Consider the following 26,369-nt stretch of genomic DNA (forward strand, 5'->3'; position numbering starts at 1 on the left):
CTGCGGGGCATGCAATGCGTCACATGGGCCGGGTAGGCGGCTCAGGTGACGAGCAGGACCTTGCCCACGTGGTCCCCCGAATCGAAGTAGCGGTGCGCGGCCTGGACCTGGCCGAGCGGGAACGTTTTGGCCACGAGCGGCCGGATCCGGCCATCGGCCAGCATCGGCCAGACGGCGTCGCGGACCGCGTTCATGATGACCGTCTTCTCTTCCACCGGGCGGGGACGGAGCGCGGTGGCGATGATGGCGGCGCGCTTGCGGAGCAGCACGCTCAGATCCAGTTCCGCGGTGGTGCCGCCCTGCAGCCCGATCACAACGAGCCGGCCGTAGTCGGCGAGCGCGTCCACGTTCTGCCGGAGGTACTTGGCCCCGACGACGTCGAGGATGACGTCCGCGCCCTTGCCGCCGTTCTGGGCACGCAGGCTGCCCGGGAAGTCCTCCGCCGCGTAGTTGATGGCGATGTCGGCCCCAAGGAAGGCTTTGGCGGTGCCTACCTTCTCCGCCGTGCCGGCCGTGGTGGCGACCCGCGCGCCGAGGGCCTTCGCGAGCTGGATGGCCATGGTGCCGATGCCGCCGGTGGCCCCGTGAATCAGGACGGTTTCGCCGGCCTGCAGCTGGGCCGTCATGACCAGGTTGGAGTAGACCGTGGCGGCCACCTCCGGCAGCGCCGCCGCGGTGACCAGGTCCACGCCGTCGGGAATCCGCAGCACCTGGCCGGCCGGGACCGCCACCTGCTCGGCGTAGCCGCCGCCGGAGAGCAGGGCAACCACCTTGTCGCCGACGGAGAAGGGCTTGGTGACGCCGGGCCCGAACCCCGCGATCCGGCCGGATACTTCGAGACCCGGAATCTCCGAGGCGCCCGGGGGCGGCGGATAGAACCCCCTGCGCTGCTGGACGTCGGCCCGGTTCAGGCCTGCCGCCACCACATCGATCAACACCTCGCCCTCGGCCGGAACGGGCGCCGGAACCTCGCGGAGCTCCAGTGCCTCGGGGCCGCCGGGCTCGGAGATGTAGACAGCCTTCATGGAGAACTCCCGATTCCTAGCTCATTTTCCTGCGGGCGGGGCACCGTACCGCGCACGGTGCCGATGCCGCCCGTTTCCAGAGTAGGTGCCCGAACCGGCGTCGTCTGCGAGCGCCGCCGCTTTTTGTGGCTCCTGACCGGCTATGAAAGACTACTCGTTAGGGAAGGTTGTCCGAGCGGCCGATGGAGCTGGTCTTGAAAACCAGTGTGCGGTAACCCCGTACCAAGAGTTCGAATCTCTTACCTTCCGCGGGAGCGCTGAATGTGCGCGGCTTTGAGGCCGGTTGGGTCGATCGAAAGATTGCCCCAACCGGCCTCACCTGTTTCCGCATCCATGCGCCGTCAGGAGTCCGGTTCCTGCGGCGCCGGCTCAATCGATTCCACCGCATACGGTTTGGTCGCCGAGCGCTGCAGCGGAGCTCGCAGCCGCGCCTGGTAGGGGACGTCCCGGAACGAGGCTCGGGGATCCATCTGGACCACCAGGAGCGGTTCGTCGCGCGAGACGTCCACCCGAACCACCATCCCGTCCCGTTTGCTTCCCACGAGCAGCGGGGTTGCGGGTTCCACCGCGGTCTCGCTCAGCAGCTCCCGAAATTCCGGACGCGCCGCAAGGTAGAGGATGCCGTGGGCTATCCCGACGACCCTGAGCGGGATCACCGAGGCAGCAGCCGCCGGCTCCGGAGAGTGGCGGCCGCGCGTCGGGCGTTCCCGCGCGGCCGGCGCCGCACGGCTGCATTGCTGGCAGCGGGCCCGTGTCCCGACGTCGGCCAACAGCGTCACGAGCAGGCCCCGGGGGGCGGACGCCCACTTGTCCGCCACTGCCTGGCACCACTGGGTATGGAATTCCCGCCCGTATTTCATCACGTAGACCTGGTCGCGGCCGAGGATCGGCCTTCCCTCCCGCCAGGCGGCCGGCTGGACCGGTTTGAGTTCGCCCACGCCTCTGGCGTCCGCCGGTGCGGGCCCGGCGGACTTGAGGTACCTGCGGATCAACGGATTGGGAGGCCGTTTTGGACCTGGAATGGCGCGGCCTTCCTCTACGGAGGGAGCGCGGCCCGCTCCCTGTGGTTGCCCCCTATATAGCTTGCGGCCTTTTCCCGCAGTATGCCAGTCCAAAACGGCACTTGTCCCACTGCCCGGAACGGCGCGGGCGGGGCTAGAATTTCCGCATGACACCGCAGGAGCTGGCCAACCTGGCCCACCTGCGCCGGGCGCGGGACCTGATCGACCGCCACTACGCGCGGCCGCTCGATGTGCCCACCATGGCCGCCGGCGCGTTGATGTCCCCGGCGCACTTTTCCCGCCAGTTCAAGGCCGCCTACGGCGAGACGCCGTACAACTACCTCATGACCCGGCGGATTGAACGCGCCATGGCGCTGTTGCGGGCCGGGGCGTCCGTGACCGACGCGTGCATGGACGTCGGCTGCACCTCGCTGGGCTCGTTTAGTTCCCGGTTCACCGAGATCGTCGGGATGACTCCCAGCGCTTACCGGGACCGGGAGCACCGGGCGGTGAAGGCCATGCCGGCCTGCGTCGCCCGGCAGCACACGCGCCCGCCGCGGAAACCGAGCAGGATTGAAGAAGCACCGGCGCTGCCGCTCCCCTAGCGTGGGATTCATGAACATTTCACTGCAATACGCGCAAATCACCGTCAACGACCTCGATGAGTCGCTCGCCTTCTACCGCGACGTACTCGGCCTGGAGGTGCGCAACGACGTCGGCTCCGACGGCCACCGCTGGGTCACCCTCGGCAGCGCCGCCCAGCCGGACCTGGAGATCGTGCTCTCTCCCCCGCACGCGGGCCGTTCCCAGAACGACGGCGACGCGCTCCAGCAGCTGCTCACCAAGGGCGTCCTGCCCGTAATCGTGTTCCGCACCGACGACCTGGACGCCACGTTTGAGGCCGTCCAGGCCGCGGGCGCCGAGGTCCTCCAGGAGCCGATCGTCCAGCCGTGGGGGCCGCGTGACTGCGCCTTCCGTGACCCGTCCGGCAACATGGTCCGCTTCAACCAGGCCTGAGAGGACCAGGCGGTTGGCCCCGGGACCGGCGGTCCCCCGCGGCCGGGCCATTGAAACCGTCCGCCCCCCGGCATAGGGTCTCCTTGTCTGACCACCCAACCAGGCGCCGGCTGCCCAGGAGGCACGCCGGAGCCGCCCAGAGCAGGAGACCACAATGCCCACGCCTGACATCACCCCCGGCGCACCGTGCTGGATCGACCTCATGACCTCGGACACGGAGAAGGCGCAGTCGTTCTACGGCGAACTGTTCGGCTGGACCTTTGAGGCCGGCGACGAAGAGAAGTACGGCGGCTACATCACCGCCTCGAAAAACGGGAAGTCCGTCGCCGGGATAATGCAGAAAATGGCCGAGCAGGCCGGATTCCCCGACGTGTGGAGCACCTACCTGCGCGCCGACGACGCCGCCGCGACCGCCGAGGCCGTCAAGGCACACGGCGGGCAGGTCTACATGGAACCGATGGACGTTCCCGAGCAGGGCAAAATGGCGATGTTTGCCGACGCGACCGGCGCCTCGATCGGAGTTTGGCAGCCGCGCGAAATGAAGGGCTTCGAGCTCGCCGCCGAACCCGGCGCCCCGGCCTGGCACGAACTCCACACCAAGGATTACCCCGCGGCCGTGAAGTTCTACCAGGACGTCTTCGGGTGGGACACGGACGTTATGAGCGACACCCCGGACTTCCGCTACACCACCCTCGGCGCCGGCGATGCGGCCAAGGCCGGGATCATGGACGCCTCCGGCTACCTGCCCGCCGGGGTGCCCTCCAACTGGCAGGTCTACTTCGCCGTCCAGGACGCCGATGCCACCGCGGCCAAGGCCCAGGAACTGGGCGCGACCGTCATCCAGGCGCCCGAGGACACCCCGTTCGGACGGCTCGCCACCCTCAGCGACCCCACCGGTGCCATGTTCAAGATCGTGGCAGAGACCCGACAGGAGGGCTCCGCCGCCGAACACGCCTAAGCCTGGGGGTTTCATAAATCCTTTGGAAAAATTGCTGTAAGAAATACCGGCCAGCCGCTTCCCACGCGGACACTGGCCGGTATTCTTTTGAGTGCCCGGGCCAGGGGGACGGCCTGGGCACTCAAAAATGCACTACCAACACCGTCGCTGGGGCACCTTGTTGGGCTTCCGTGCCGGCTGTGAGGCGTTCCGCTGGGGGCCGTCTCGCCGAATGCACATGCAATCCACCCTATGTTCATTCACCCCTGTTTTGCTGTGCCGGAAACTGCTTGACCAGGAGCAGACCGGCCGGTCCGCGGGCCATCAACCCGGACATCGCACCGCCCTTACCCGGGCACCCTAATGAGAGTTAGAGCGGATGAAAATCACATATTGGAAAACGGCGCTGGGCACAGCTCTGTCCGCGGGGCTCATCGCAGCGCCGCTGACCGCAATGCCCGCCATGGCGCTGGAGGTCTCGCCGGCAGCCGCCGGAACATCGCCGGTCGTCATCAACGAGGTCTATCTCAGCGGCGGCAGCGCCGGAGCGGCCTACAAGAACAAGTTCGTTGAGCTGTACAACACCTCGGACGCACCCGTCACCCTGGACGGCTGGTCCATCCAGTACCGCTCCGCCACAGGCACCACCGCCCCGTCCACCACGGCTCCCCTCACCGGCACCATCGCCGCCAAGGGCTATTACCTGCTCAAGGGCGGCAGCAACGGCACCGTCGGACTGGACCTGCCCGCCGCGGATGCCACCGCCACCGGGTTCAACCCGGCCGGCGCGGGCGGCACGATCGTCCTGGCCAAGCAGTCCACGGCCCTGAACCCGCTGGCCACCGGCTCCGTCGTCGAACCCGCCAACGTGGCCGACCTGCTCGGCTACGGGACCTCCAACACCTTCGAGACCCAGGCGGCAACGGCGCCGTCGGGCAACTCGGACGTCAAGAGCATGAACCGCAGCGGCGGCGCGGACAGCAACAACAACGCCGCCGACTTCGCCCTGAACGCCGCCATCACCCCCAAGGCGGCCAACGGCGAAACCACACCTGTTGATCCCGGCCCGGTCACGCCGCCGGCGCTGAAGACCATCGCCGAGATCCAGGGCACCGGCACGGCCAGCCCGCTCGCGGGCACGTCCGTCACCACCCGTGGCAAGGTCACCGCGGCCTTCCCCACCGGCGGCTTCGCCGGGTTCTACCTCCAGACCCCCGGAACCGGCGGTGACCTGACTCCTGCCAACCACACGGCGTCGGATGCCATCTTCGTCTACGCTCCGTCCGCCGTCGGCTCCGTGCAGATCGGCGACTACCTCGAGGTCACCGGCGGCGTCGCCGAGTACTACGGCATGACCCAGCTCAACGTCGCCGGCGCTGCCGGGGTCACCAAGCTGACCGAGGCGGCCCCCGAGGTCAAGGCCACCGGCTTCAGCCTCCCTGCCGAGGAAGCCTTCCGCGAATCCCTCGAAGGCATGCTGCTCACGCCGCAGGGACCCGTCACGGTCGCTGACAACTACTCCCTCAACCAGTACGGCGAGATCGGACTGGCCGGCGGCACCACCCCGCTGGAGCAGCCCACCGCCGTCGCCGCCTACGGCTCCCCGGAGTACACGGCCACCGTCGCGGCCAACGCCGCCCGCGGCATCAAGCTCGACGACGGCGCCAGCACCAACTTCCTCAAGGACGCCACCAACAAGGCCCTGACGCTTCCGTACCTGACCACGGCCGATCCCGTCCGGGTCGGCGCGCGGGTCACGTTCAAGACCAACGTGGTCCTCAGCTACGCCAACAACTCCTGGAAGTTCCAGCCGCTGACCCAGCTGACCACCGCCAACGCGGACACGGTCCAGCCGGCCGGCTTCGGCGCCACCCGCGCTGACGCCCCGGCGGCGGTGGGAGGCAACCTCAAGATCGCCTCCTTCAACGTGCTGAACTACTTCCCGACCACCGGGGACACGATCCCCGGGTGCACGTTCTACACCGACCGCGCCGGCAACCCGATCACGGTCAAGGGCGGCTGCAACGTCCGCGGCGCGGCCAACGCCGAGAACTTCAAGCGCCAGCAGGACAAAATCGTCGCCGCCATCGCCCAGTCCGGCGCCGACGTCGTCACCCTGATGGAGGTCGAAAACTCGGCCCAGTTCGGCAAGAACCGCGACGACGCCCTCGCCAAGCTGGTTGACGCCCTGAACATCGCCACTCCCGGCATCTGGGACTACGTCCGCACCCCCGCGAACGCACCGCCGCTGTCCGATGAGGACATGATCCGCACCGCGTTCATCTATAAAAAGGCCGCCGCCGAACCGGTGGGCGAATCCATCATCCACAACGACACGGTCGCCTTCGCCAGCGCCCGCAAGCCGCTGGCCCAGGTCTTCAAGCCCGTCGGCGCCGCCGATGACAAGAAGTTCATCGCGATCGCCAACCACTTCAAGTCCAAGGGCTCGGCCGCCACGCCGGACGACACCGACAAGGGCCAGGGCGCTTCGAACCTCGCCCGCACCGCCCAGGCGCAGTCCCTGCTGGCGTTCTCCGACGAGCTGCAGAAGTCCAAGGGCACCGACAAGGTGTTCCTGATCGGCGATTTCAACTCCTACGCCAAGGAGGACCCGATGAACGTCCTCACCGGCGCGGGCTACGTCAACCAGGACGAGAAGGCCAAAAACGCCGACGGCAGCGCGAAGCACTCCTACCTCTTCGGCGGCCTGGTGGGCTCGCTGGACCACATCCTCGCCTCGCCGGCGGCCAACGCCGTCGTCACCGGCGCGGACATCTGGAACATCAACTCGGTAGAGTCCGTGGCGCTGGAGTACAGCCGCTACAACAACAACATCACCGACTACTACGTGCCGAACCAGTTCCGCGCCAGCGACCACGATCCGGTGGTGGTGGGGCTGGACCTGCCGTCCATCCCGGCCAGCGTTGACCTGAACTTCCTGGGCATCAACGACTTCCACGGCCGCATCGATTCCAACACCGTGCTGTTCGCGGGAACCATCGAGAAGCTCCGGGCGGCCGCGGCCCCCGGCGCCACCGCGTTCCTCTCCGCCGGCGACAACATCGGCGCCTCGCTGTTCGCCTCCGCCGTCGCCAAGGACCAGCCGACCATTGACGTGCTGAACACCCTCGAGCTGCGCACCTCGGCCGTGGGCAACCACGAGTTCGACGGCGGCTGGGCCGACCTGCGCGACCGGGTCATCGCCGGCGGGGCCAACGCGAAGTTCCCGTACACGGGCGCCAACGTCTACAAAAAGGGCACCACCGAGCCGGCCTTGCCGGAGTACACCGTGCTGGACATGAACGGGATCAAGGTGGCCGTGATCGGCACCGTTACGCAGGAAGTGCCCTCCCTGGTCACGCCGGCGGGCATCGCCGATCTCGAGTTCGGCGATCCCGTCGACGCGATCAACCGTGTTGCCGCGAAGATCAAGACTGGCAAGCTCGCCGACGTCATCATTGTGGAGAACCACGACGGCGCCGGTTCCGGCGCCCCCGAAGGCGCCACCCTGGCGCAGGAAGTCGCCGCCGGCGGCCCCTTCGCCAAGATGGTCACCCAGGTCACCCCGGACGTTGCGGCCATCTTCAACGGCCACACCCACAAGCAGTACGCGTGGGATGCGCCGGTCCTGGATTCTGCCGGGCAGCCGACAGGCAAGACCCGTCCGATTGTGCAGACCGGCAACTACGGCGAGTTCATCGGCCAGATCCAGCTGACCATCGACACCAAAACCATGTCCGTCACCGGCTACAAGGCTGCCAACGTCAAGCGGACCACCGATCCGGCCGCCGGCCTGGTCACCGCCTACCCGCGGGTGGCTGCGGTGAAGGCCATCGTGGACAAGGCCGTCGCCGACGCTGCCGTGATCGGCAACCAGCCGGTCGGCTCGGTGACCAAGGACATCACGACGGCGTTCGCCGGCTCACCCGCCGTGCGTGACGACCGCACGAGTGAGTCCACTTTGGGCAACCTCGTGGCGGACTCGCTCGTGGACGCGCTCAAGGCACCGGAACTCGGCGCCGCCGAGATCGGCGTCGTCAACCCGGGCGGCCTGCGCAACGAGCTGTACTACGCGCCGGACGGCACCATCACGTACGCCGAGGCCAACGCGGTCCTGCCGTTCGTGAACAACCTCTGGACCACCACGCTCACCGGCGCGCAGTTCAAGACGCTGCTCGAACAGCAGTGGCAGACCAACCCGGACGGCACGGTTCCCAGCCGGGCCTACCAGCAGCTGGGCCTGTCCAAGAACGTCAACTACACCTACGACGCCGCCCGCGCCGCGGGTGATCGGATCACGGCGATCCGGGTCAACGGCACGCTGATCGATCCGGCGAAGTCCTACCGGATCGGGACGTTCAGCTTCCTGGCAACCGGTGGCGACAACTTCCGGATCTTCAAGGAGGGCGCCGGCACCAAGGACTCGGGCCTCGTGGACCGTGATGCTTGGATCAAGTACCTGCAGACCCACAACCCGGTTTCGCCGGACTTCGCCCGGCGTTCGGCGGCCGTGGTGAACACCACCGCGGCCGAGGTCAAGGGCGGGGACTCCGTCACCCTGGCGGTCTCCAAGCTGGACCTCACCTCGCTGGGCAGCCCGGTGAACACCGCGCTGCGGGCCGAGTTCACCGACGCCAAGGGCGCGGTGACCGCGCTCGGGACCGTCCCGGTCTCCGCCGGTGCGGCGTCCGTGAGTGTTGTGGTTCCCGCGGGCGCAGCCGCCGGAACGGGCACCCTGGTGCTCACCGCCGTCGAGTCCGGCACCGTGGTGAAGGCGGACGTGCTGGTCGCGGCCAGCGCACCGGTTCCGCCGACGTGCACCGCGCCGGTCAAGCCCAAGCGGCCGGCGGACCTCGTTGGCCAGGCCAACTACGGCCAGGCCATGGCCGCCTACCGGCACTGCCTCCAGGGCTAGCTCCGTAGCCCCGCAACAGTGAGCATGCCCGTTCCCCGGCCGGAACGGGCATGCCCATTTTTTATTGGCCCTGGGGTTCTCCCGCCGTAACAAATCCGGGAGGGGTTGCTGTGGCAGATGAGGCCTGTTGCACTGGTAGCATGTGCCGCATGCGCAAAGGGCGATTGAATCGGGCTGTCGGTATTTTCATCGCCCTCACGGCCGGCGGCGCGGCCGCCCTCCTCTGGTTCGCTGTCGCTGCCGGCGGTCCGGCGCTGAGCGAATCCCCGTCCCAGGGCTTGTTCTTCGGCTTCTGGAACATTCTCTACAACACGGACGCTCCGGCGCCCCGCGTCCTGCTGGCCGCCATCGCGCTGGCGCTCCTGCTCGCTGCCGGCGTCGCCGCGGTGGACCGGCGGATCGCGAACCGTTCGCGCCGCTCCGCGGATCCGCTGACGGGCCCGCTTGCGCCCCGCGTGGTGATGGCGGCGACGCGGGGCGAGTACGCCGGCCCGGTAGCGGTCACCGTCCTCATTCCGGCACACAACGAGGAAGCCTCGCTGCCGCTGACCATCGCCTCCCTGCTGGCCCAGTCCCGCCGTCCGGACCGGGTGATTGTTGTGGCCGACAACTGCAGCGACGCCACGGTGTCCCTCGCCCGGGAGGCCGGCGTCGAGGTGGTCGAATCGGTCAACAACACCCAGAAAAAGGCCGGCGCGCTGAACCAGGTGCTCAAGGAGCTGCTCCCTGAGCTGGGCGACAACGACGTCGTGATGGTTATGGACGCGGACACCCGGCTCGACGACGGTTTCCTCGCCGCCGCCGTGGACCGCTTCGCCAACGACCGCGCGCTGATGGCCGTCGGCGGCCTGTTCTACGGCGAGGAGGGTCATGGGCTGATCGGCCAGTTCCAGCGCAACGAGTACCTGCGCTACAGCCGGGAGATCGGCAGGCGCCGCGGCCGCGTTTTTGTGCTGACCGGCACCGCCTCGATGTTCCGGGCCCGGGCCCTGCGTACCGTGGCCGCCAGCCGCGGCTCCTCGATCCCGGGAACCCCCGGTTACGTCTACGACACCGCCGCCCTCACCGAGGACAACGAGCTCACGATCGCGCTGAAGTCCCTGGGCGGGCTGATGATCTCGCCGGACCAGTGCACGGTGGTGACCGAACTGATGCCCAGCTGGGGCACCCTCTGGGCGCAGCGGCTGCGCTGGCAGCGCGGGGCACTGGAGAACATCGGCGCCTACGGCATCACGCCGCCGACCCTGCGGTACTGGGCCCAGCAGCTGGGCATCGGTTACGGCGTGATCGCCCTGGGCTCCTACCTGCTGCTGATCTTCCTCATGGTGTTCTCGCTGGACACCTGGATCTGGTTCCCGTTCTGGCTGGGGCTGGGCGTGCTGTTTATGGTTGAACGCGTCGCCACGGTCTGGAAGGGCGGCTGGGGGGCCCGGCTCCTGGCCCTCACCCTGTTCCCGGAACTGTTCTTCGACATGTTCCTGAACGTGGTCTACCTCAAGGGCGTCGCGGACATCTCCCTGGGCCGGACCGCCAGCTGGAAGCACGTCGCGCCCGTCCGGATCCGCGAGAACACGGGAGCCGGACGCCCATGACCATCACCGCTGCCGTCCCAGCCGGCATCCTGTTCCCCGAATCCCTGCTGCACTCGCAGTGGTTCGCCGTCCTCGCCACGTTCGTGGCGATCAACACCGTGATGTACGCCGCCCTCGCACTGGCGAAGATCCTGCCGAAGCTGCACCCCGCGGACTGGATCCGGACCCGAAATGAGCGCTCCGAAACCCGCAGCATCCACCCGGACGCCAACAACTGAGGCGTTAGCGGCCGAGGATGTCCCGGGCGATCTCGTCGGCGTCGCGCAGGGTGCGCTGGCCGCTGCGGTAGACCGGGCCCTGCTGCTGCCGGGCTTCGGCCGCGATCGCGGTGCCCCATTGCGCGGCGGAGAGCTGCAGTCCCAGCACGTAGATCCCGTCCGTGACCGTCCCGTTCGCCGCTACGGGCCGGTAGGGATGCGGCACAACGTCCAGGCCGGAACCCTGCACGGGCGTCCCTTCCACGCTCATCGTCAGGCGCGGGCGCACCAGGCCGTCCGCGAGCAGCTGCTCCAGCAGCGGGGACGCGTTGACCGCCACCCGGTTGGCCGGAGCGAGGGCCTCGATCAACACGGGTGCCTCGACCCTGTCCCCGCCGTCGTGTCCGGGGCCAACCACCCACGGCGAGACGGCCGTGAACATCCGGGCCTTCCGGTCCACGCCGAACTTCGGGTCCGGGCCGACAAAGCTGACCACTCCGGCCCGGGCCAGGGCCGCGAGCTGCTCGGCGCGAAGGGCCGGCGGGCCGCTCGCGATGCCCTCCACAAACGCTTCGAACCAGCCGCGCAGCCCGGCCACCCACGATTCGTCGGTGATGCCGCCGTCGGCCACTGCCGTCTTCAGCACCGCGCGCCCGTGGTGCAGGGCGCCGATCGCCATCTTCACCGGATCGTCCTCACCGAGGGCGGAGCGCCGTGCGTCGTCGTTCAGGTAGTCGACGACGGCGGCGTCCAGCTCCGCGCGGGAGGCGAAGCTGCGGCCGGACAGCGGCGCGGCGAGGCCCAGCAGGTCCAGCCGGTGGTGCGGCCGGACGGACGCGTCGATCACCGACCGGGCGGCGTCTTCCCAGTTCGCGGTGGAGTGGGCGTGCGGGCGCAGGGACTCCTCCAGCGCTCCGAGGAAGCCGGCCGGATCCGCGCCGACAGCGTCGGGCTGCGAGCGCGCCAGGGTGGAGTAATAGGCCCACAAGGCATCCCGGTGCAGCAGCGGCCACAGGTCATGGTCGAACGCCGGCACAATGCCGGCGGCGGCGAACCTGGCGACCGCCTGCTCGGTGCAGTACCTGAGCTGGACCGCTGCCGGGTAGTAGCCGGCCAGGGTCGCCTTGGCCCGGTACGGGGTGCCGCGCCGGGAGGCGGCGATGAGGTGCGGTTCCCGGCCGGACGGCTGGTACGTCAGCCCGATCCCGTCCGGCGCGGGCTGGAAGGTGCCGCCGCGGCCCTCCGTCAGCTGGCCCATCACGTCGAAGAAGTTCAGGCCCATGCCGCGCACCAGCACCGGCTGGACCGCGGGGACGACGGACCAGTCCACGTCGGCGGGGACTGCCGGCGGCAGGTACTTCAGTCCGAGCTCCTCCGCCGCGCGCTGCAGTTCGCGCTGTTCGGGGTTGAGCCGGGACTCCAGGTGGCCGAGCGCCAGCACCACGGATCCGACGGCCAGCACGGTGCCGTCGGCGAGTTCGACGTCGAAGCCGTTGTTCCTGTTCCCGGGGACCGCCGTCGCGGCGGACGCTGGCGCGCCGGAGGGGCGGACCGCCGTCGCGGTGGTGTCGTGGAACTCCACCGTGACCCCGTCGGGCAGCCGGTCCAGGAGTTCCTCGAGCGTGCACCTCAGGTACCGGCCATAAAGCGCACGGCTGGGAAAGTCGGCGGACTCCAGGCCGGCCAGCTCGGCGCGCTCTTCGGCGGACAGTGCCGGGTGCGGATCCCGCCGCTGAGCCCGCCGCCATTGGTCGAAGGTGCACCCGGCCAGCGGCGGCGCCAGCTCCGGATCTTCCGGGATCACCGTGGGGTAGAAGGACTGTGTGTTCATCAGGTAGAGCCGCGACTGGCCGGGCTGCCAGACGTGGCCCGGGCCCGCGGGATAGGGATCGATTACGTGGATGTGCAGGGTGGGCCCTGGCGCGGACGGGGTCCAGTTGGCGAGCAGCCGCTCCAGCACACTGGTGCCCCGGGGCCCGGCGCCGACCAGGGCCGTCCGGATGCTCTGCGATATGGCCACGGCATCCAGCGTATCCGCTTCCGGGCCGGCGGCTTGACTTGCCTGCCCGCCCTGGCAGTTGCTTGGATGGGCCCATGACCACCACTGCAGCTGAGCACCCCACCGCGCCCGGCGGGCCCGCCGGAGCGATTTCCGGCACCGCCCCCGAGCCCGTCGACGAGAACATCTGGCTGGAGGACATCTACGGCGAGGCCCAGCTGGCCTGGGTCCGCGAACAGAACGCCCGCACCGAAGAACTGCTCCAGGACGCCGAATACGGCGAGCTCGAAGCCCGGATCCTGGAGGTCCTGGACTCCACCGACCGGATCGCCATGGTGGGCAAGCACGGCGGGTGGTACTACAACTTCTGGAAGGACCGCGACAACCCCAAGGGCCTGTGGCGGCGCACCGCCTGGGAGAGCTACCGGGCGGGCTCCCCGGAATGGGAAACCCTCCTCGACATTGACGCCCTCGCCGCGGCCGAAGGCGAGGAATGGGTCTTCCACGGCGCCAATTTCCTGCGCCCCGCACCCGGGCAGCCGCACCGGCTCGCCCTGCTGGCGCTCTCCCCCGACGGCGGCGACGCGAACCGCTACCGCGAGTTCGACGTCGAGACCCGCAGCTTTGTGGAGCCGGCCGAGGGCGGTTTTGACCTGCCGACGGCGAAAGGTCACGTGTCCTGGCTGGACGCCGACACGCTGCTGGTGGCGAGCACGGCCGCGGGTCTGCCGCGGACCAGTTCGTCCTACGCCCGGACGGGTGTGGTCCTGGGCCGCGGCGAATCCCTCGCCGCGGCCGAGCGCATCTTCGAGATCCCGGAAGACCACATGATGGCGCTGCTGGCGCACGACTCCACCCCCGGGTTCGAACGGACGTTCGCCGTGGACTGGATCAGCTTCTTCGAGACGCGCACCTCGGTGCTGCGGGACGGCGTGTGGGTCGAAATTGACGTGCCGGACGACGTGAACCTCAGCACCCACCGGGAGTGGCTGCTCTTCCGGCCGCAGGGCGATTGGACGGTCAACGGGGCGAGCTACCCGGCGGGGTCCCTGCTGGCGGCGGACTTCGAGGACTTCCTGGCCGGCGGCCGGGAGCTGTACGTGCTGTTCACCCCGGATGAGCACACCTCCCTGCAGTCGTGGAGCTGGACCCGGGACTTCCTGCTGCTGAACCTGCTCCGGGACGTGTCCTCCGAAATCCGGGTGCTGGACCCGTCCCGGCCAGGCACCGACGTCGCCTGGGCCGCCAGCGTGCTGGACGCCTGCCCGCCGCTGCACGACGTCAACGCCTACGCCGTGGATGATGAGGACGGTGCCGAAGCCGGAGGCGAAGGAGCGACGCAGGGCGACGGCGACAATGCTGCCGGGAACGACTTCTGGTTGGTCGCCACCGGGTTTGCGACCCCGAGCACCCTGACCCGCGGCACCCTGATGCGGGCCGGCGCCGACGGCGTCGTCAGCACGCACGAGGTGATCCGGACGGCGCCGTCGTTCTTCGATGAGGACGCGTACGAGGTCCAGCAGCATTTTGCGGTGTCGAAGGACGGCACCCGGGTGCCCTACTTCCAGGTCGCGGCGCGGGACCTGGTGCTTGACGGGCAGAATCCCACGCAGCTCTCCGGCTACGGTGGCTTCGAGATTTCCCGCACCCCGGCCTACAGCGGCGCCGTTGGGCGGGCCTGGCTGGACCGGCGCACGGAGGAATCCGCGGGCGCGGACGGTGAGCCGCCGCACAGCCGCGGCGGGGTCTACGTGGTGGCGAACATCCGCGGCGGCGGCGAGTACGGCCCGGCCTGGCACCGCGCCGCGTTGCAGGACAAGCGCCACCGCGCCTACGAGGACTTCGCCGCCGTCGCGCAGGATCTGATTTCGCGCGAGGTGACCTCCCCCCAGCGGCTGGGCTGTGTGGGCGGCTCGAACGGCGGACTGCTGGTGGGGAACATGCTCACGACGTATCCGGAGCTGTTCGGCGCCGTCTCCTGCGGGGTCCCGCTGCTGGACATGCGTCGGTACACCAAGCTCTCCGCCGGGTATTCCTGGATTGCCGAATACGGCGACCCGGACGTGCCGGAGCAGTGGGAGTTCATCCGGACCTTCTCGCCGTACCACCTGCTCCGCGACGGGGTGGAGTACCCGGAAACCTTCATCTGGACCGCGACCTCGGACGACCGGGTGGGCCCGGTGCAGGCCCGCAAGATGGCCGCCCGGATGCAGGCCATGGGCATCCCCAATGTCTGGTTCCACGAGGCGCTGGAGGGCGGCCACGCGGGTGCCTCGGACAACCGGCAGGCCGCGGCGCTGCAGAGCCGCAGCCAGCACTTCCTCTGGCGCGCGCTGGCGGGTCGGGCGGACTAAACCCGGCACCGCCGATGAGCGACGGCACCGCCAACGGCACGCGACCTCACCGCAACGCGGGGTCACTTTCGGCCCGTTCCGGGCACCCGGACCGGCGCTAAGTGACCCCGCGTTGACCGTTTTGCACTGCATGGCCCCTTCTGCGTATCCTTGGTTGGCTAGTAATAGCAATTGGAGACGTGCCAGAGCGGCCGAATGGGCTTCACTGCTAATGAAGTGTGGGGCACAACTCCACCGGGGGTTCAAATCCCCCCGTCTCCGCGTTTGGCCCCGGTCCTGGACCGGGGCCTTTTGCGTTCCCACCCCCCGACGCTCCCTCACCTCCGGCGGGAACTCGGCCGACGCTCCCTCAGTTCCCGCGCAAACTCCCCCGACGCTCCGTCACCTCCGGCGGGAACTCGCCCGACGCTCCCTCACTTCCGGCGGAAATTGGGAAACTGCTCGGGCATCCGGATGGCAGGATAGGCGCATGTCGACCAACCACGCGTATGACGCGATTATTGTAGGCGGCGGCCACAACGGCCTGGCCGCGGCAGCGTACCTGTCCCGGGCCGGCCGGAAGGTCCTGCTGTTGGAGAAGCTGGACCACGCCGGCGGCGCCGCGGTGTCAGCCCAGGCGTTCGACGGCGTCGGGGCCCGGCTCTCCCGCTATTCCTACCTTGTGAGCTTGTTGCCGCAGCAGATCATCGACGACCTGGGCCTGCGCATCACGCTGGCACGGCGGCGGTACTCCTCTTACACACCGGACCCCGCCGGCCCGGGCCGGGCCCTGCTGGTCGACAACGAGGACGCCTCCTCCACGGCCGCCTCCTTTGCCGCGGTCGGCGCATCCGAGGACGAATTCCGCGCCTTCAACGACTTCTACACCAGCTGCGGAAAGCTCACCCAGGCCCTCTGGCCCACGATGACCGCGCCGCTGCCCACCCGCTCAGCGGCTCGGCAGCTGGCCCTCGGGGCCGGCGCCGCCGACGCGTGGGAAGCCATGATCGAGCGGCCGATCGGGGACGCCATCAGCCGAGCGCTGCGGCACGACTTGGTCCGCGGCGTCGTGCTGACCGACGCGCTGATCGGCACCTTCGCCCGCGCCGACGACGCCGACCTCCAGCAGAACATCTGTTTCCTGTACCACCTGATCGGCGGCGGCACCGGCGACTGGGACGTGCCGGTAGGAGGCATGGGCGCGGTCTCCGGGGAGCTGGAACGGTCCGCCCGCGAAGCCGGGGCGACCATCCTGGTCTCGGCGGAGGTCACGTCGGTGCAGCCGGGCGGGGTCGTCGGCTACCGGCAGGACGGCGCGGACCACACCGCTTCCGCCCGATGGGTCCTGTCCAATGTGGCACCGGTTGTCCTGGACCGGCTGCGGGCCGCCGCGGCTCCTGCCGCTCCCCCGCACGCCACACGGAACCCGAACCATCTCCGCGAAGGCGCCCAGGTCAAGGTGAACCTGCTGCTCAAGCGGCTGCCCCGGCTGCTGGACGGCAGTGTCAGCCCGGAAGCGGCCTTCGGCGGCACCTTCCACATCAACGAGACATGGTCGCAGCTCGACGGCGCATACCTCAGCGCCGCGGCCGGGAACGTCCCGGAACCGCTGCCGTGCGAAATCTACTGCCACTCGTTGACCGACCCCAGCATCCTGGCCCCGGAACTGCAGGCAGCCGGCGCGCAGACGCTCACGGTCTTTGGCCTGCACGTCCCGGACCGGCTGATCAGCGCGGAGAACAACGAAGCCCGGCGCGCCGAGCTGCAGGGCGCCGTGCTGCGGTCCCTGAACAGTGTGCTCGCCGAGCCGGTCGAGGAACTGCTGCTGACGGACCGGGACGGCCGGCCGTGCATCGAAACCAAGACCACACTGGACATCGAACGCGCCGTCGGAATGCCGCGGGGAAACATCTTCCACGGTGGCCTCGACTGGCCCTTCGTCGACGACGACGCGCCCCTGGACACCCCGGCGCAGCGCTGGGGCGTGGCCACGGACGATCCGCAGCTCCTGCTCTGCGGCTCCGGCGCTCGCCGCGGCGGCGCGGTCAGCGCGATCGGCGGGCACAACGCGGCCATGGCCGTGCTGGAATCGGACCAGCTGCCCGCTTAGCCGGCCTGGCCGAGCACGAGCGGCAGCACTGCGCCGGCGCCGGCGAGCCGGAGGGCCCGGCCGGCCACGGTCACGGTCCAGCGGCTGTCCACGAGGTCGTCCACCAGCATGACGCTCTGGCCCTGGATACCCTCCAGCGCGGCAGCGAGTTCTGGTCCCACGACCAGCCGGTCCCAGACCCCGGCGAGCCGGTAGGCGCTGTTGCCGCCGCGGCCGCCCGTGGGGCCGCCGTGGGCCAGGTGCAGCTGCCCCAGGTACGGGATGCGGCCGATCTCGGAGATGCCGCGGGCCAGGGAGTCCACCAGTTCGGGCTTGCCGCGGGAGGGAACGCTGACGATCGCCGCCGGGCGCCCCGCGCCGCTCCAGCCGGGGGTCCGCGCGTCGCCGCTGCCCCATTCGCGCAGGACCTGCACACAGGCGCGCAGCATGCCCGGGTCCACGGGCCGGTCGGGGGCGCCGGCGGCGAAGGTCTCGCGCAGCGCGCCGCCCCAGCCCAGGTCGGTCAGCCGGGCCAGCACCCGGCCGTTGGCCAGGGCCTCCTCCGGCTTGATCTTGCCCTTGACGTTCACGCCCAGGCGGTCCATGCCGCTGGGCCACTGCAGCCGCGGCTCAAGCACCATGCCGGCCCGGCTCAGGGTCGCGCCCGCCACTTCCGTGGCGTCCGCGGCGACGTCGGCCGGGAACCACCGGCCCGCGCAGTTGTCACAGCGGCCGCAGGCCCGTGCCGTTTCGTCGTCGAGGACCGAGGTGATGTACTCCATCCGGCAGCCGGCGGTGTCCTGGTAGATCACCATGGAATCCTGCTCGTCCACCCGGGCCTCCGCGATCCGGCCGTACCGCTCGGCGTCGTACGTCCACGGCTGGCCGGTGGAGCGCCACCCGCCGCCCACACGTTCGACGGCGCCGTCGACGGCCAGCACCTTGAGCAGCAGTTCCAGCGGGGTCCGGCGCAGGTCAACCCTGGCCTCGAGCGCCACGGTGGACACGGCGGTCCCCGCTTCGGCGAGGGCCGTGAGCACGGCGGCTGCCTTTTCTTCCGAGGGCATGGAGGCGGTGGCGAAGTACTGCCAGATCTCCCGGTCCTCGGAACCGGGCAAAAGCAGCACGTCGGCATTAGCGGCGCCGCGGCCGGCGCGGCCGACCTGCTGGTAGTAGGCCACCGGTGACGACGGCGCGCCGAGGTGGACCACAAAGCCGAGGTCCGGCTTGTCGAAGCCCATGCCGAGCGCGGAGGTGGCCACGAGGGCCTTGACCTGGTTGTCTTTGAGCAGCTGCTCTGCACGTTCGCGGTCCGCGGGGTCGGTGCGGCCGGTGTAGGCGAGCACCTCGTGGCCGGCTTCGGCCAGCAGGCGTGCGGTGTCCTCGGCGGCGGAGACGGTGAGTGTGTAGATGATGCCGCTGCCGGGCAGGTCGGACAGGTGGGTGAGCAGCCAGCCCAGCCGTTCCCGCGAGTCCGGCAACCGCAGCACACCGAGGCGCAGGGACTCCCGGCCCAGGGCGCCGCGGATGGTCAGCACTCCCTCGCCGAGCTGTTCCTCGATGTCGTGGACCACGCGGGAGTTGGCGGTGGCGGTGGTGGCCAGGACCGGAACGCTGTCCGGCAACTGGGTGATCAGGTCCGCGATCCGCCGGTAGTCGGGACGGAAGTCGTGGCCCCAGTCGGAGATGCAGTGCGCCTCGTCGATCACCAGCAACCCGGTCCGGCGGACCAGCTCGGGCAGCTGGTTTTCGCGGAACGAGGGGTTGGTGAGCCGCTCCGGGGAGACCAGGAGTACGTCCACTTCGTCGGCCGCCAGTTGTTCGCGGACCGTGTCCCAGTCGAGCTGGTTGGCAGAGTTGATGGCCACCGCCCGGACACCGGCCCGCGCCGCGGCCGCGACCTGGTCGCGCATCAGCGCCAGCAGCGGGGACACGATCAGCGTGGGGCCGGCGCCGCGGCGGCGCAGCAGCAGGGACGCGACAAAGTACACGGCCGACTTTCCCCAGCCGGTGCGCTGCACAACAAGTGCGCGCCGTCCGCCGTCGACGAGTGCCTCGATCGCTTCGAACTGGCCGTCGTGGAACTCCGCGCCGGGGTGCCCCACCAGCTCGCGCAGCACCGCCTGGGCCTGTTCCCTCATCGCGGTACCCCCGGAGGAACCTGCGGAGTAGGCGGCGGCGGATTCGGCGGCGGTGAGGAGGGCAGCGTTCTGGTTATTGGCCATTGCCTCAGTATCCCAGTCCCCTCCGACAGCCGCGAAGCCGGCGTCCGCCTATGTGGACAGGTGTTGTCGACATAGGCCGCACGCCCCCGGCGGCCCGCCGCCGCTTCCACGTAAGATGGAGCCGTGACTAGCGACCAGACGAAGACTTTTGACCTCTCGGCTTCCTTCAAGGCCTACGACGTGCGCGGAATCGTGGGCGACTCCATCACCGCCGAAATCGTCGAGGCCGTGGGGGCTGCCTTCGTGGACGTCCTGGGCCTGGCCGGACAGACCGTACTTGTCGGCGGCGACATGCGCCCCTCCTCGCCCGAGTTCAGCCGCGCCTTTGCCAACGGCGCAGCCACCCGCGGGGCCAACGTGCAGTTGCTGGACCTGATTTCAACCGATGAGCTGTACTACGCCTGCGGGGCCCTGAACGCCGCCGGCGCCACCTTCACCGCCAGCCACAACCCGGCCGAATACAACGGCATCAAGATGGCCAAGGCCGGCGCCGTGCCGATCTCCTCGGAAACCGGCCTGAAGGAGATCCAGGCCCTGGCCGAGGAGTATCTCAACGCCGGCAAGATCCCCGCGAACGCCACCCGCGGCCTGATCAGCGTCCGCGACGTGCTCAAGGACTACTCCGAATACCTGCGCAGCCTCGTTAACCTCGGCGGATCCCGGCCGCTGAAGGTCGTGGTGGACGCCGGCAACGGCATGGCGGGCATGACCACCCCGGCGGTGCTGGGCGACACCCTGCTGCCGAAGCTGCCGCTTGAGATCATTCCGCTCTACTTCGAGCTCGACGGGTCCTTCCCGAACCACCCGGCCAACCCGCTGGAGCCGGCAAACCTCCGCGACCTGCAGGCCGCCGTCGTCGAGCACGGCGCGGACATCGGGCTGGCGTTCGACGGCGACGCCGACCGCTGCTTCGTGATCGACGAAAAGGGCGAGCCGGTCTCGCCGTCGGCCGTGACCGGCATGGTGGCGCGCCGCGAGATTGCCCGCGCCAAGTCCAACGGCGAGGACCACCCGACGATCATCCACAACCTGCTGACCTCGCGGGCCGTGCCCGAACTGGTGACCCACGACGGTGGCCGCGCGGTCCGGACCCGGGTGGGGCACTCCTTCATCAAGGCCGTGATGGCAGCCGAAGGCGCCATCTTCGGCGGCGAGCACTCCGCGCACTTCTACTTCCGCGACTTCTGGAACGCGGACACCGGCATGCTGGCCGCCATGCACGTCCTTGCCGCCCTCGGCGAGCAGGACGGCCCGCTCTCCGAGCTCGGCCGCGAATACGAGCCGTACCGGTCCTCCGGCGAGATCAACTCGGAAATCGAGGACAAGGCCGGCGCCGTGGAGCGCGTGCGCCAGGACTTCCACAACGAGGACGTCGAGGTGGACTACCTCGACGGCAGCACCTTCATCGCGGCGGACGGCAGCTACTGGTTCAACCTGCGCCCGTCCAACACCGAGCCCTTCCTGCGCCTGAACGTCGAGGCCACGGACCAGCAGACGATGGAACGCGTCCGCGACCGGGTCCTGGCCGTGGTGCGGGGCTGACCACGGTGACCGATCCATCCGAGGCCCAGGGCGCCCTCCTGCAGCCGGCCGACCCGGCCGCGGACTCCTGGCGCGGCTCGGTGCCGGACGCCAGCGCCACCGACCTGGAGAACCTGCTCGGCACCGGTGTCGGCGCGGCCCAGGAACAGCTGGAGCGCAACGGCGGCTTCCTGCCCTTTGCCCTTGTGGTGGAGAACGACGGCGAGGTCCGCCTCGTCGCGGTCACGCCGGCGGACGCGGCCGGGGACAGCGACGCCGATTTCGATGCCGACGGCATGATCAGCGACCTCACCGAACTGCTCCGGCAGCACCGGGACGAGTTCCGTGCTGCCGCCATTGTCTGCGACATCACCCTGCTGGAAGAGGACTCGGACGCGATCCACGTGGCCGCCGAGCACCAGGACGGTTCCGTGTTCGCGGCCGTGCTGCCCTACGGCGCCAACCCGGAGACGAACGAGCTGGAGTTTGGCGAGCTTTCCGCCGACTTCAACGAACCCGCCGTTTGGGTGGACTAGACCAGCTCGGTGCCATGAAGATCAATGCCTTCGCGGACGTAAGCCTGCGCGCGATGATGGTGCTTGCGGCCGCTGCCGACGGCGAACTGCTCACCACCCAGAGCATCGCGGACGCCGTCGGCACGCCCTACAACCACGTCAGCAAGGCGATGGCGAGGCTGCGCGTCCTGGGCCTGATCGACGTCGAACGCGGCCGCAACGGCGGGTCCAGGCTCAGCAATGCCGGCCGCGCCGCCACCGTCGGCCAGGTGCTGCGCGCCCTGGATACCCGGACCGACCCGGCCGACTGCGCGGGCGCCGGCGGCACCTGCCCCCTGATTACCGAGTGCCGGCTCCGCGGGGCGCTCGGCCGGGCCAGGGAGGCCTTCTACCGTGAGCTTGACGACATCGTGGTCGCCTCGCTGCCCACCGCGCGGCAGATAAATCCCGTCTTTCAGGCGATCGGCCTGCGCCCCGGCCTCTAACCGGGCAGGGCCTCCCCCGGCCACCCTTCGCTTCGATTTGCAACCCTTTTCTACGGCGTGTAGAACTGAGGCATAAATACTTGTATTTCAAATGCTGGTATTTCGGATCGGCCCGGTTGAAGACCCCGGGCCACTACCTCAGGAGTCAGCAATGCTCTCGGACAAGTCCTTCCCCGTCATCGAGGCCACCCTGCCGCTGGTCGGTTCCCGGATCGGCGAGATCACCCCCAAGTTTTACGCCCGGCTTTTCGGCGCGCACCCTGAGCTGCTCGACGGGCTGTTCAGCCGCTCCAACCAGCGCTCCGGCGACCAGCAGCAGGCCCTGGCCGGGAGCATCGCCGCTTTCGCCAGCCACCTGGTGAGCCACCCGGGCACCCTGCCGGAGACCGTCCTGGCCCGCATCGCGCACCGGCACGCCTCGCTCGGCATCACGGAGCCGCAGTACCAGGTGGTCTACGAGCACCTCTTCGCCGCCATCGCCGAAGACCTGGCCGAGGTCATCACCCCGGAAATCGCCGAAGCCTGGACCGAGGTGTACTGGCTGATGGCCGATGCGCTGATCAAGCTCGAAAAGGGTCTCTACGCTGCCCAGGCCAACGGCAAGATGTGGACCCAGTGGCGGGTCGCGGCCAAGACCCCCGCCGGCACCGGCTCCATGACGTTTGTGCTGGAGCCTGCCGACGACACCCCCATCACCCCGGCCCTGCCCGGCCAGTACGTCAGCGTCAAGGTCACCCTCCCGGAGGGCCTGCGGCAGGTCCGCCAGTACTCGCTCTCCGGCGACGCCGGCACCAGCCGCAGCTTCACCACCAAGCTCGACGACGGCGGCGAGGTCTCCCCCGTGCTGCACAACAACGTTGAAGTCGGCGACGTCCTGGAAATCTCCAACCCCTACGGCGAAATCACGCTCAAGGAGGGCGAGGGCCCGGTGGTGCTGGCCTCCGCCGGCATCGGCTGCACACCCTCGGCCTCGATCCTGCGCTCCCTCGCGGCGGCCGGCTCGGACCGCCAAGTGCTCGTCCTGCACGCCGAAAGCACCCTGGACTCCTGGGCGCTGCGCTCCCAGATGACCGACGACGTCGAGCGCCTCGAGGGCGCGGAACTGCAGCTCTGGCTGGAACGGCCCGAGGCCGGAGCCCGGGAAGGCCTTATGTCGCTGCGCGACGTGGACCTGCCGGCCAACGCCTCGCTGTACCTCTGCGGGCCGCTGCCGTTCATGAAGAACATCCGGAACGAGGCCATCAACTCCGGCATCCCGGCCACCAAGATCCACTACGAGGTCTTCGGCCCGGACATCTGGCTCGCCAACTGAACTGAGCCTCGAGAGAACGACGGCGGCCCCGCACCGTGGGAAAGGTGCGGGGCCGCCGTCGTTCGTTCAACTGTCGGCTAGTGCGCTGACATGCGTTCCTTCAGCGAGTCGAGCTCGGAGCGCAGCGCCTCCGGCAGGGAGTCGCCGAACTTCGCGTACCACTCCTCGATCGAGGCCAGCTCGGTGTCCCACTCGGCGCGGTCGACGCGGACGGCGTCCTCCACGTGGGCGTGGGTCAGGTCCAGGCCGGTGAGGTCCAGCGCGTGGCCGGTCGGGACGTAGCCGATCGGCGTCTCGACGGCGTCGGCCTTGCCCTCGATGCGCTCGATGGCCCACTTGAGCACTCGGGCGTTGTCGCCGAAACCGGGCCAGGCGAAGCCGCCGTCGGCCGTGCGGCGGAACCAGTTCACCAGGAAGATGTGCGGCAGCCGCTCCGGGTTGGCCTTGCCGGAGACGCTGATCCAGTGCTTCAGGTAGTCGCCGGCGTCGTAACCAATGAACGGCAGCATGGCCATCGGGTCGCGGCGGAGCACGCCCACCTGTCCCGCGGCGGCGGCCGTGGTCTCCGAGGAGAGGGTCGAGCCCATAAAGATCCCGTTGGTCCAGCTGCGGGCCTGGGTCACCAGGGGGACGGTGGTCTTGCGCCGGCCGCCGAAGAGGATCGCGGAGACCTCCACGCCCTCCGGGCTGTAGTACTCCTCGGCGAGCATGTCGACCTGCGAGATCGGGGTGCAGAAGCGGGAGTTCGGGTGCGCGGCGGGCTTGTCCGAGGCCGGGGTCCAGTCGTTGCCCTGCCAGTCGATCAGGTGCGCCGGGACCTCGTCGGTCATGCCTTCCCACCACACGCCGCCGTCATCCGTGAGGGCGACGTTGGTGAAGATGCTGTGGCCCTTGGCGATGGCGCGCATGGCGTTGGGGTTGGTGCCCCAGCCGGTGCCGGGGGCGACGCCGAACAGGCCGGCTTCCGGGTTGGTGGCGCGCAGTTCGCCTTCCTTGCCGATCCGCATCCAGGTGATGTCGTCGCCGAGGGTTTCGACTTCCCAGCCTTCGATGGTCGGGTCGAGCAGGGCGAGGTTGGTCTTGCCGCAGGCGGAAGGGAACGCGGCGGAGACGTAGTAGTTCTTCTTCTCCGGGGAGGTGAGCTTGAGGATGAGCATGTGCTCCGCGAGCCAGCCCTCGTCCCGGGCCATCACCGAGGCGATGCGCAGCGCGTAGCACTTCTTGCCCAGCAGGGCGTTGCCGCCGTAGCCGGAGCCGAACGACCAGATGGAGCGCTCTTCGGGGAAGTGCACAATCCACTTGTCCGGGTTGCAGGGCCATGCGACGTCGGCCTGGCCGGGGGCCAGCGGGGCTCCCAGGGAGTGCAGGGCGGGAACAAAGAAGGCGTTCGTGGCGGTGATCTTGTCCAGGACCTCGGTGCCGATCGTGGCCATAATGCGCATGGAGGCAACAACGTAGGCGCTGTCCGTGATTTCGACGCCGAACTTGGGGTCCTCGGCGTCGAGGTGGCCCATCACGAAGGGGATGACGTACATGGTGCGGCCGCGCATGGAGCCGCTGAACAGGCCGCGCAGCTTCTCCTTCATCTCCGCCGGGGCCATCCAGTTGTTGGTGAAGCCCGCGTCGCGTTCGTTTTCGGAGCAGATGAAGGTCTGCTCCTCCACCCGGGCGACGTCGGCGGGATCCGAGAATGCGGCAAAGGACTTCGGGAACAGCTTCTCGTTCAGCCGGGTCAGGGTGCCGGCGGCAACGAGCTCGTCCGTGAGCCGGGTGTTCTCCTCTTCCGAACCATCAACCCAGTGGATCCGGTCCGGCTGGGTCAGTTCAGCAACCTCTTCAACCCATGCCAGCAGTCCAGCATGAGTGGTGGGTGCTTTCTCAAGCAGCGGCAGTCGCGCCAGATCGCCCATTACGGTTCCCTTCCTCGGGTTCAGTGGTGTGTCCTAAATGCTAGGTGTCGCGGAGGGTCCACCTTCAGGCCCAATTACGGGTTGACTGCGGGCACGCAAACCAAAAACCGCGGAAATTCAAGGTTTAATAACTCCACACGGCGGATTTTTTGTGACTAAGGTCACATAGACCGGTCTAGTCAGCCAGATTACAGGGTTTCCGATTTGGAAGTCTGGGCCCATCTCGCGTAAAGTAATTCGAGGTTCGGGGGAGCGAGAAACTCCCGAAGAGCCGAGAATGCGCCCATAGCTCAGCTGGATAGAGCGTCTGTCTACGGAACAGAAGGTCAGGGGTTCGAATCCCTTTGGGCGCACAGAGATAAAGATCCGCACCGGTCCGCCGGTGCGGATCTTTTGTTTTCCCGGGTCTCGGCACACCCGGGAACGCGGCGCCTCCGGAAAAACGCTGCGGTTTCGGACGGGCGCGGCCCGGGCCCGTTGGGCGCCGGTCCGAAACCGTAGCGAAAACCCGGAAGCGCGGCCCGAAACTACTCCGCCGGTCCGCCCACTGCCGCCTCGATTCGGCGGCGCATCCCGTCAAAATGGCCGCCCAGCCGCTCGGCAGCCAGCGCCGCGTCGCCCGCCGCCACAGCCTCGTAGATGCCCCGGTGCAGCGCGGCCGCCCCCGGGGATACGACGCCGGGGCCGAGTTCCCGCTCGATCCCCCGGTAGACCTCCTGGAACGCATCGAGCAGGCCGCGCAGCAGCCCGTTGTCCAGCGGTTCGAACAGCCGGCGGTGGAAGTCAGCGTCGGCTTCGACAAAGTGCTCGCCGGATCCGGCCAGGGTTTCCATCCGGCGCACGGCCGCCTCGAGTCCCGCGAGCTGCTCCGGAGTCATGAGCGCCATGGACCCGCCGATCAGCGCGGATTCCAGCACCCGGCGCACCTCCACCAGTTCCAGCGCCTCCCGCCCGCGGTGGCGCAGGGACAACCGAGCCCTAAAGGCCAGACCGTCCACCAGGGCGCCGAAGCCGCTCGCGGCGACGAACATGCCGAAGCCGTGGCGGATCTCGATCACGCCCAGGGCCTGGAGCACCTTGAGCGCCTCGCGCAGCGTGTTCCGGCCGGTTCCCAGCAGGGCAGCCAGTTCGGTTTCGGTGGGCAGCGCTTCCCCCGGCTCCAGCTCCCGTTCGAGGATCAGTTCGATGATCCCTTCCTGCAGGGCGCGCAGCCTTGCCTGCGCGCCGGGCCGGTTCGGCGGCACCCCCGGGCCGGCGGTCAAAGCTGCTGCGTTCACTGGTGGCCTCCTGCCCCGA

General features: G+C 69.1%; 18 protein-coding genes and 3 tRNA genes. 15 read left to right on the forward strand and 6 right to left on the reverse strand.

Annotation, left to right across the window (positions count from 1 at the left end; translation table 11 throughout):
* Nucleotides 1–41: 41 nt before the first annotated feature.
* The gene (locus tag AC6I9V_RS05750; RefSeq protein WP_497898656.1) at nt 42–1,025 is read right to left on the reverse strand and encodes an NAD(P)H-quinone oxidoreductase; all 984 of its coding nucleotides are present in this window, start codon (nt 1,023–1,025) and stop codon (nt 42–44) included.
* Between the two features lie 161 nt (nt 1,026–1,186).
* Between AC6I9V_RS05750 and AC6I9V_RS05755 the strand changes: the two genes are divergently transcribed.
* A tRNA-Ser gene (locus tag AC6I9V_RS05755) sits at nt 1,187–1,274 on the forward strand.
* Between the two features lie 92 nt (nt 1,275–1,366).
* On the opposite strand, the gene AC6I9V_RS05760 is transcribed toward AC6I9V_RS05755, so the two are convergent.
* Nucleotides 1,367–1,963, reverse strand: a complete 597-nt coding sequence (locus AC6I9V_RS05760; RefSeq protein ID WP_497898657.1) for a hypothetical protein — start codon at nt 1,961–1,963, stop codon at nt 1,367–1,369.
* Nucleotides 1,964–2,193: 230 nt separating this feature from the next.
* Between AC6I9V_RS05760 and AC6I9V_RS05765 the strand changes: the two genes are divergently transcribed.
* The 6 genes from AC6I9V_RS05765 (at nt 2,194) to AC6I9V_RS05790 (ending at nt 10,705) form a co-directional block, all read left to right on the forward strand.
* Nucleotides 2,194–2,631: a helix-turn-helix transcriptional regulator gene (locus AC6I9V_RS05765; protein ID WP_146335795.1), complete on the forward strand. Its 438-nt coding sequence runs from the start codon at nt 2,194–2,196 to the stop codon at nt 2,629–2,631.
* A 10-nt stretch (nt 2,632–2,641) separates the two neighbouring features.
* Nucleotides 2,642–3,043, forward strand: a complete 402-nt coding sequence (locus tag AC6I9V_RS05770) for a VOC family protein (protein WP_497898658.1) — start codon at nt 2,642–2,644, stop codon at nt 3,041–3,043.
* 154 nt (nt 3,044–3,197) lie between these two features.
* Nucleotides 3,198–4,001, forward strand: coding sequence for a VOC family protein (locus tag AC6I9V_RS05775; RefSeq protein ID WP_497898659.1), 804 nt, complete (start codon nt 3,198–3,200; stop codon nt 3,999–4,001).
* A 358-nt stretch (nt 4,002–4,359) separates the two neighbouring features.
* Nucleotides 4,360–8,895, forward strand: coding sequence for an ExeM/NucH family extracellular endonuclease (locus AC6I9V_RS05780; protein ID WP_497898660.1), 4,536 nt, complete (start codon nt 4,360–4,362; stop codon nt 8,893–8,895).
* Nucleotides 8,896–9,044: 149 nt separating this feature from the next.
* Nucleotides 9,045–10,487 (forward strand): glycosyltransferase family 2 protein, encoded by a 1,443-nt coding sequence (locus AC6I9V_RS05785; RefSeq protein WP_497898661.1) that lies wholly within the window; start codon nt 9,045–9,047, stop codon nt 10,485–10,487.
* Complete coding sequence (locus tag AC6I9V_RS05790; protein ID WP_497898662.1) at nt 10,484–10,705, forward strand: hypothetical protein; 222 nt, start codon at nt 10,484–10,486, stop codon at nt 10,703–10,705. Before AC6I9V_RS05785 ends, AC6I9V_RS05790 begins: the two co-directional genes overlap by 4 nt.
* Before the next feature lie 4 nt (nt 10,706–10,709).
* On the opposite strand, the gene AC6I9V_RS05795 is transcribed toward AC6I9V_RS05790, so the two are convergent.
* Entirely contained in the window at nt 10,710–12,704 is a 1,995-nt protein-coding gene (locus AC6I9V_RS05795) for an FAD/NAD(P)-binding protein (protein WP_497898663.1), read from the reverse strand.
* A 74-nt stretch (nt 12,705–12,778) separates the two neighbouring features.
* Here AC6I9V_RS05795 and AC6I9V_RS05800 point away from each other — a divergent pair, with 74 nt between their 5' ends.
* The 3 genes from AC6I9V_RS05800 (at nt 12,779) to AC6I9V_RS05810 (ending at nt 17,126) form a co-directional block, all read left to right on the forward strand.
* Nucleotides 12,779–15,037 (forward strand): prolyl oligopeptidase family serine peptidase, encoded by a 2,259-nt coding sequence (locus tag AC6I9V_RS05800; RefSeq protein WP_497898664.1) that lies wholly within the window; start codon nt 12,779–12,781, stop codon nt 15,035–15,037.
* 173 nt (nt 15,038–15,210) lie between these two features.
* Nucleotides 15,211–15,298: transfer RNA gene (locus AC6I9V_RS05805), tRNA-Ser, on the forward strand.
* A gap of 208 nt (nt 15,299–15,506) precedes the next feature.
* A complete protein-coding gene (locus AC6I9V_RS05810; protein ID WP_497898665.1) occupies nt 15,507–17,126 on the forward strand; it encodes a phytoene desaturase family protein in 1,620 nt (539 codons plus the stop codon).
* Here the strand turns inward: AC6I9V_RS05810 and AC6I9V_RS05815 are convergent.
* On the reverse strand, nt 17,123–19,330 hold the full coding sequence (locus AC6I9V_RS05815) for a RecQ family ATP-dependent DNA helicase (protein ID WP_497898666.1): 2,208 nt from the start codon (nt 19,328–19,330) through the stop codon (nt 17,123–17,125). The two genes, AC6I9V_RS05810 and AC6I9V_RS05815, sit on opposite strands and share 4 nt — an antisense overlap.
* A 123-nt stretch (nt 19,331–19,453) precedes the next feature.
* On the opposite strand from AC6I9V_RS05815, the gene AC6I9V_RS05820 reads away from it, so the two are divergent.
* The 4 genes from AC6I9V_RS05820 (at nt 19,454) to AC6I9V_RS05835 (ending at nt 23,163) form a co-directional block, all read left to right on the forward strand.
* Nucleotides 19,454–20,872 carry a phosphomannomutase/phosphoglucomutase gene (locus AC6I9V_RS05820; RefSeq protein WP_497898667.1) on the forward strand — a complete coding sequence of 473 codons (1,419 nt, stop codon included), beginning with the start codon at nt 19,454–19,456 and terminating at the stop codon, nt 20,870–20,872.
* Nucleotides 20,873–20,877: 5 nt separating this feature from the next.
* Nucleotides 20,878–21,387: a hypothetical protein gene (locus AC6I9V_RS05825; RefSeq protein ID WP_497898668.1), complete on the forward strand. Its 510-nt coding sequence runs from the start codon at nt 20,878–20,880 to the stop codon at nt 21,385–21,387.
* A gap of 14 nt (nt 21,388–21,401) precedes the next feature.
* Complete coding sequence (locus tag AC6I9V_RS05830; RefSeq protein WP_497898669.1) at nt 21,402–21,851, forward strand: RrF2 family transcriptional regulator; 450 nt, start codon at nt 21,402–21,404, stop codon at nt 21,849–21,851.
* A gap of 151 nt (nt 21,852–22,002) precedes the next feature.
* Complete coding sequence (locus tag AC6I9V_RS05835; RefSeq protein ID WP_497898670.1) at nt 22,003–23,163, forward strand: globin domain-containing protein; 1,161 nt, start codon at nt 22,003–22,005, stop codon at nt 23,161–23,163.
* Nucleotides 23,164–23,240: 77 nt separating this feature from the next.
* On the opposite strand, the gene AC6I9V_RS05840 is transcribed toward AC6I9V_RS05835, so the two are convergent.
* A complete protein-coding gene (locus AC6I9V_RS05840) occupies nt 23,241–25,073 on the reverse strand; it encodes a phosphoenolpyruvate carboxykinase (GTP) (RefSeq protein ID WP_497898671.1) in 1,833 nt (610 codons plus the stop codon).
* Nucleotides 25,074–25,352: 279 nt separating this feature from the next.
* Between AC6I9V_RS05840 and AC6I9V_RS05845 the strand changes: the two genes are divergently transcribed.
* A tRNA-Arg gene (locus tag AC6I9V_RS05845) sits at nt 25,353–25,426 on the forward strand.
* A gap of 174 nt (nt 25,427–25,600) precedes the next feature.
* On the opposite strand, the gene AC6I9V_RS05850 is transcribed toward AC6I9V_RS05845, so the two are convergent.
* The gene (locus AC6I9V_RS05850) at nt 25,601–26,350 is read right to left on the reverse strand and encodes a FadR/GntR family transcriptional regulator (RefSeq protein ID WP_497898672.1); all 750 of its coding nucleotides are present in this window, start codon (nt 26,348–26,350) and stop codon (nt 25,601–25,603) included.
* Nucleotides 26,351–26,369: the final 19 nt, after the last annotated feature.

The organism is Arthrobacter sp. SlRoot2-15 (assembly GCF_059739345.1).

Excerpts from the sequence above, each read along its gene's own strand:
- AC6I9V_RS05750 (WP_497898656.1), bottom strand. The coding sequence starts at position 1,025 with ATGAAGGCTGTCTACATCTCCGAGCCCGGCGGCCCCGAGGCACTGGAG.
- AC6I9V_RS05765 (WP_146335795.1), top strand. The coding sequence starts at position 2,194 with ATGACACCGCAGGAGCTGGCCAACCTGGCCCACCTGCGCCGGGCGCGG.
- AC6I9V_RS05770 (WP_497898658.1), top strand. The coding sequence starts at position 2,642 with ATGAACATTTCACTGCAATACGCGCAAATCACCGTCAACGACCTCGAT.
- AC6I9V_RS05775 (WP_497898659.1), top strand. The coding sequence starts at position 3,198 with ATGCCCACGCCTGACATCACCCCCGGCGCACCGTGCTGGATCGACCTC.
- AC6I9V_RS05780 (WP_497898660.1), top strand. The coding sequence starts at position 4,360 with ATGAAAATCACATATTGGAAAACGGCGCTGGGCACAGCTCTGTCCGCG.
- AC6I9V_RS05785 (WP_497898661.1), top strand. The coding sequence starts at position 9,045 with ATGCGCAAAGGGCGATTGAATCGGGCTGTCGGTATTTTCATCGCCCTC.
- AC6I9V_RS05790 (WP_497898662.1), top strand. The coding sequence starts at position 10,484 with ATGACCATCACCGCTGCCGTCCCAGCCGGCATCCTGTTCCCCGAATCC.
- AC6I9V_RS05800 (WP_497898664.1), top strand. The coding sequence starts at position 12,779 with ATGACCACCACTGCAGCTGAGCACCCCACCGCGCCCGGCGGGCCCGCC.
- AC6I9V_RS05810 (WP_497898665.1), top strand. The coding sequence starts at position 15,507 with ATGTCGACCAACCACGCGTATGACGCGATTATTGTAGGCGGCGGCCAC.
- AC6I9V_RS05815 (WP_497898666.1), bottom strand. The coding sequence starts at position 19,330 with ATGGCCAATAACCAGAACGCTGCCCTCCTCACCGCCGCCGAATCCGCC.
- AC6I9V_RS05830 (WP_497898669.1), top strand. The coding sequence starts at position 21,402 with ATGAAGATCAATGCCTTCGCGGACGTAAGCCTGCGCGCGATGATGGTG.
- AC6I9V_RS05835 (WP_497898670.1), top strand. The coding sequence starts at position 22,003 with ATGCTCTCGGACAAGTCCTTCCCCGTCATCGAGGCCACCCTGCCGCTG.
- AC6I9V_RS05840 (WP_497898671.1), bottom strand. The coding sequence starts at position 25,073 with ATGGGCGATCTGGCGCGACTGCCGCTGCTTGAGAAAGCACCCACCACT.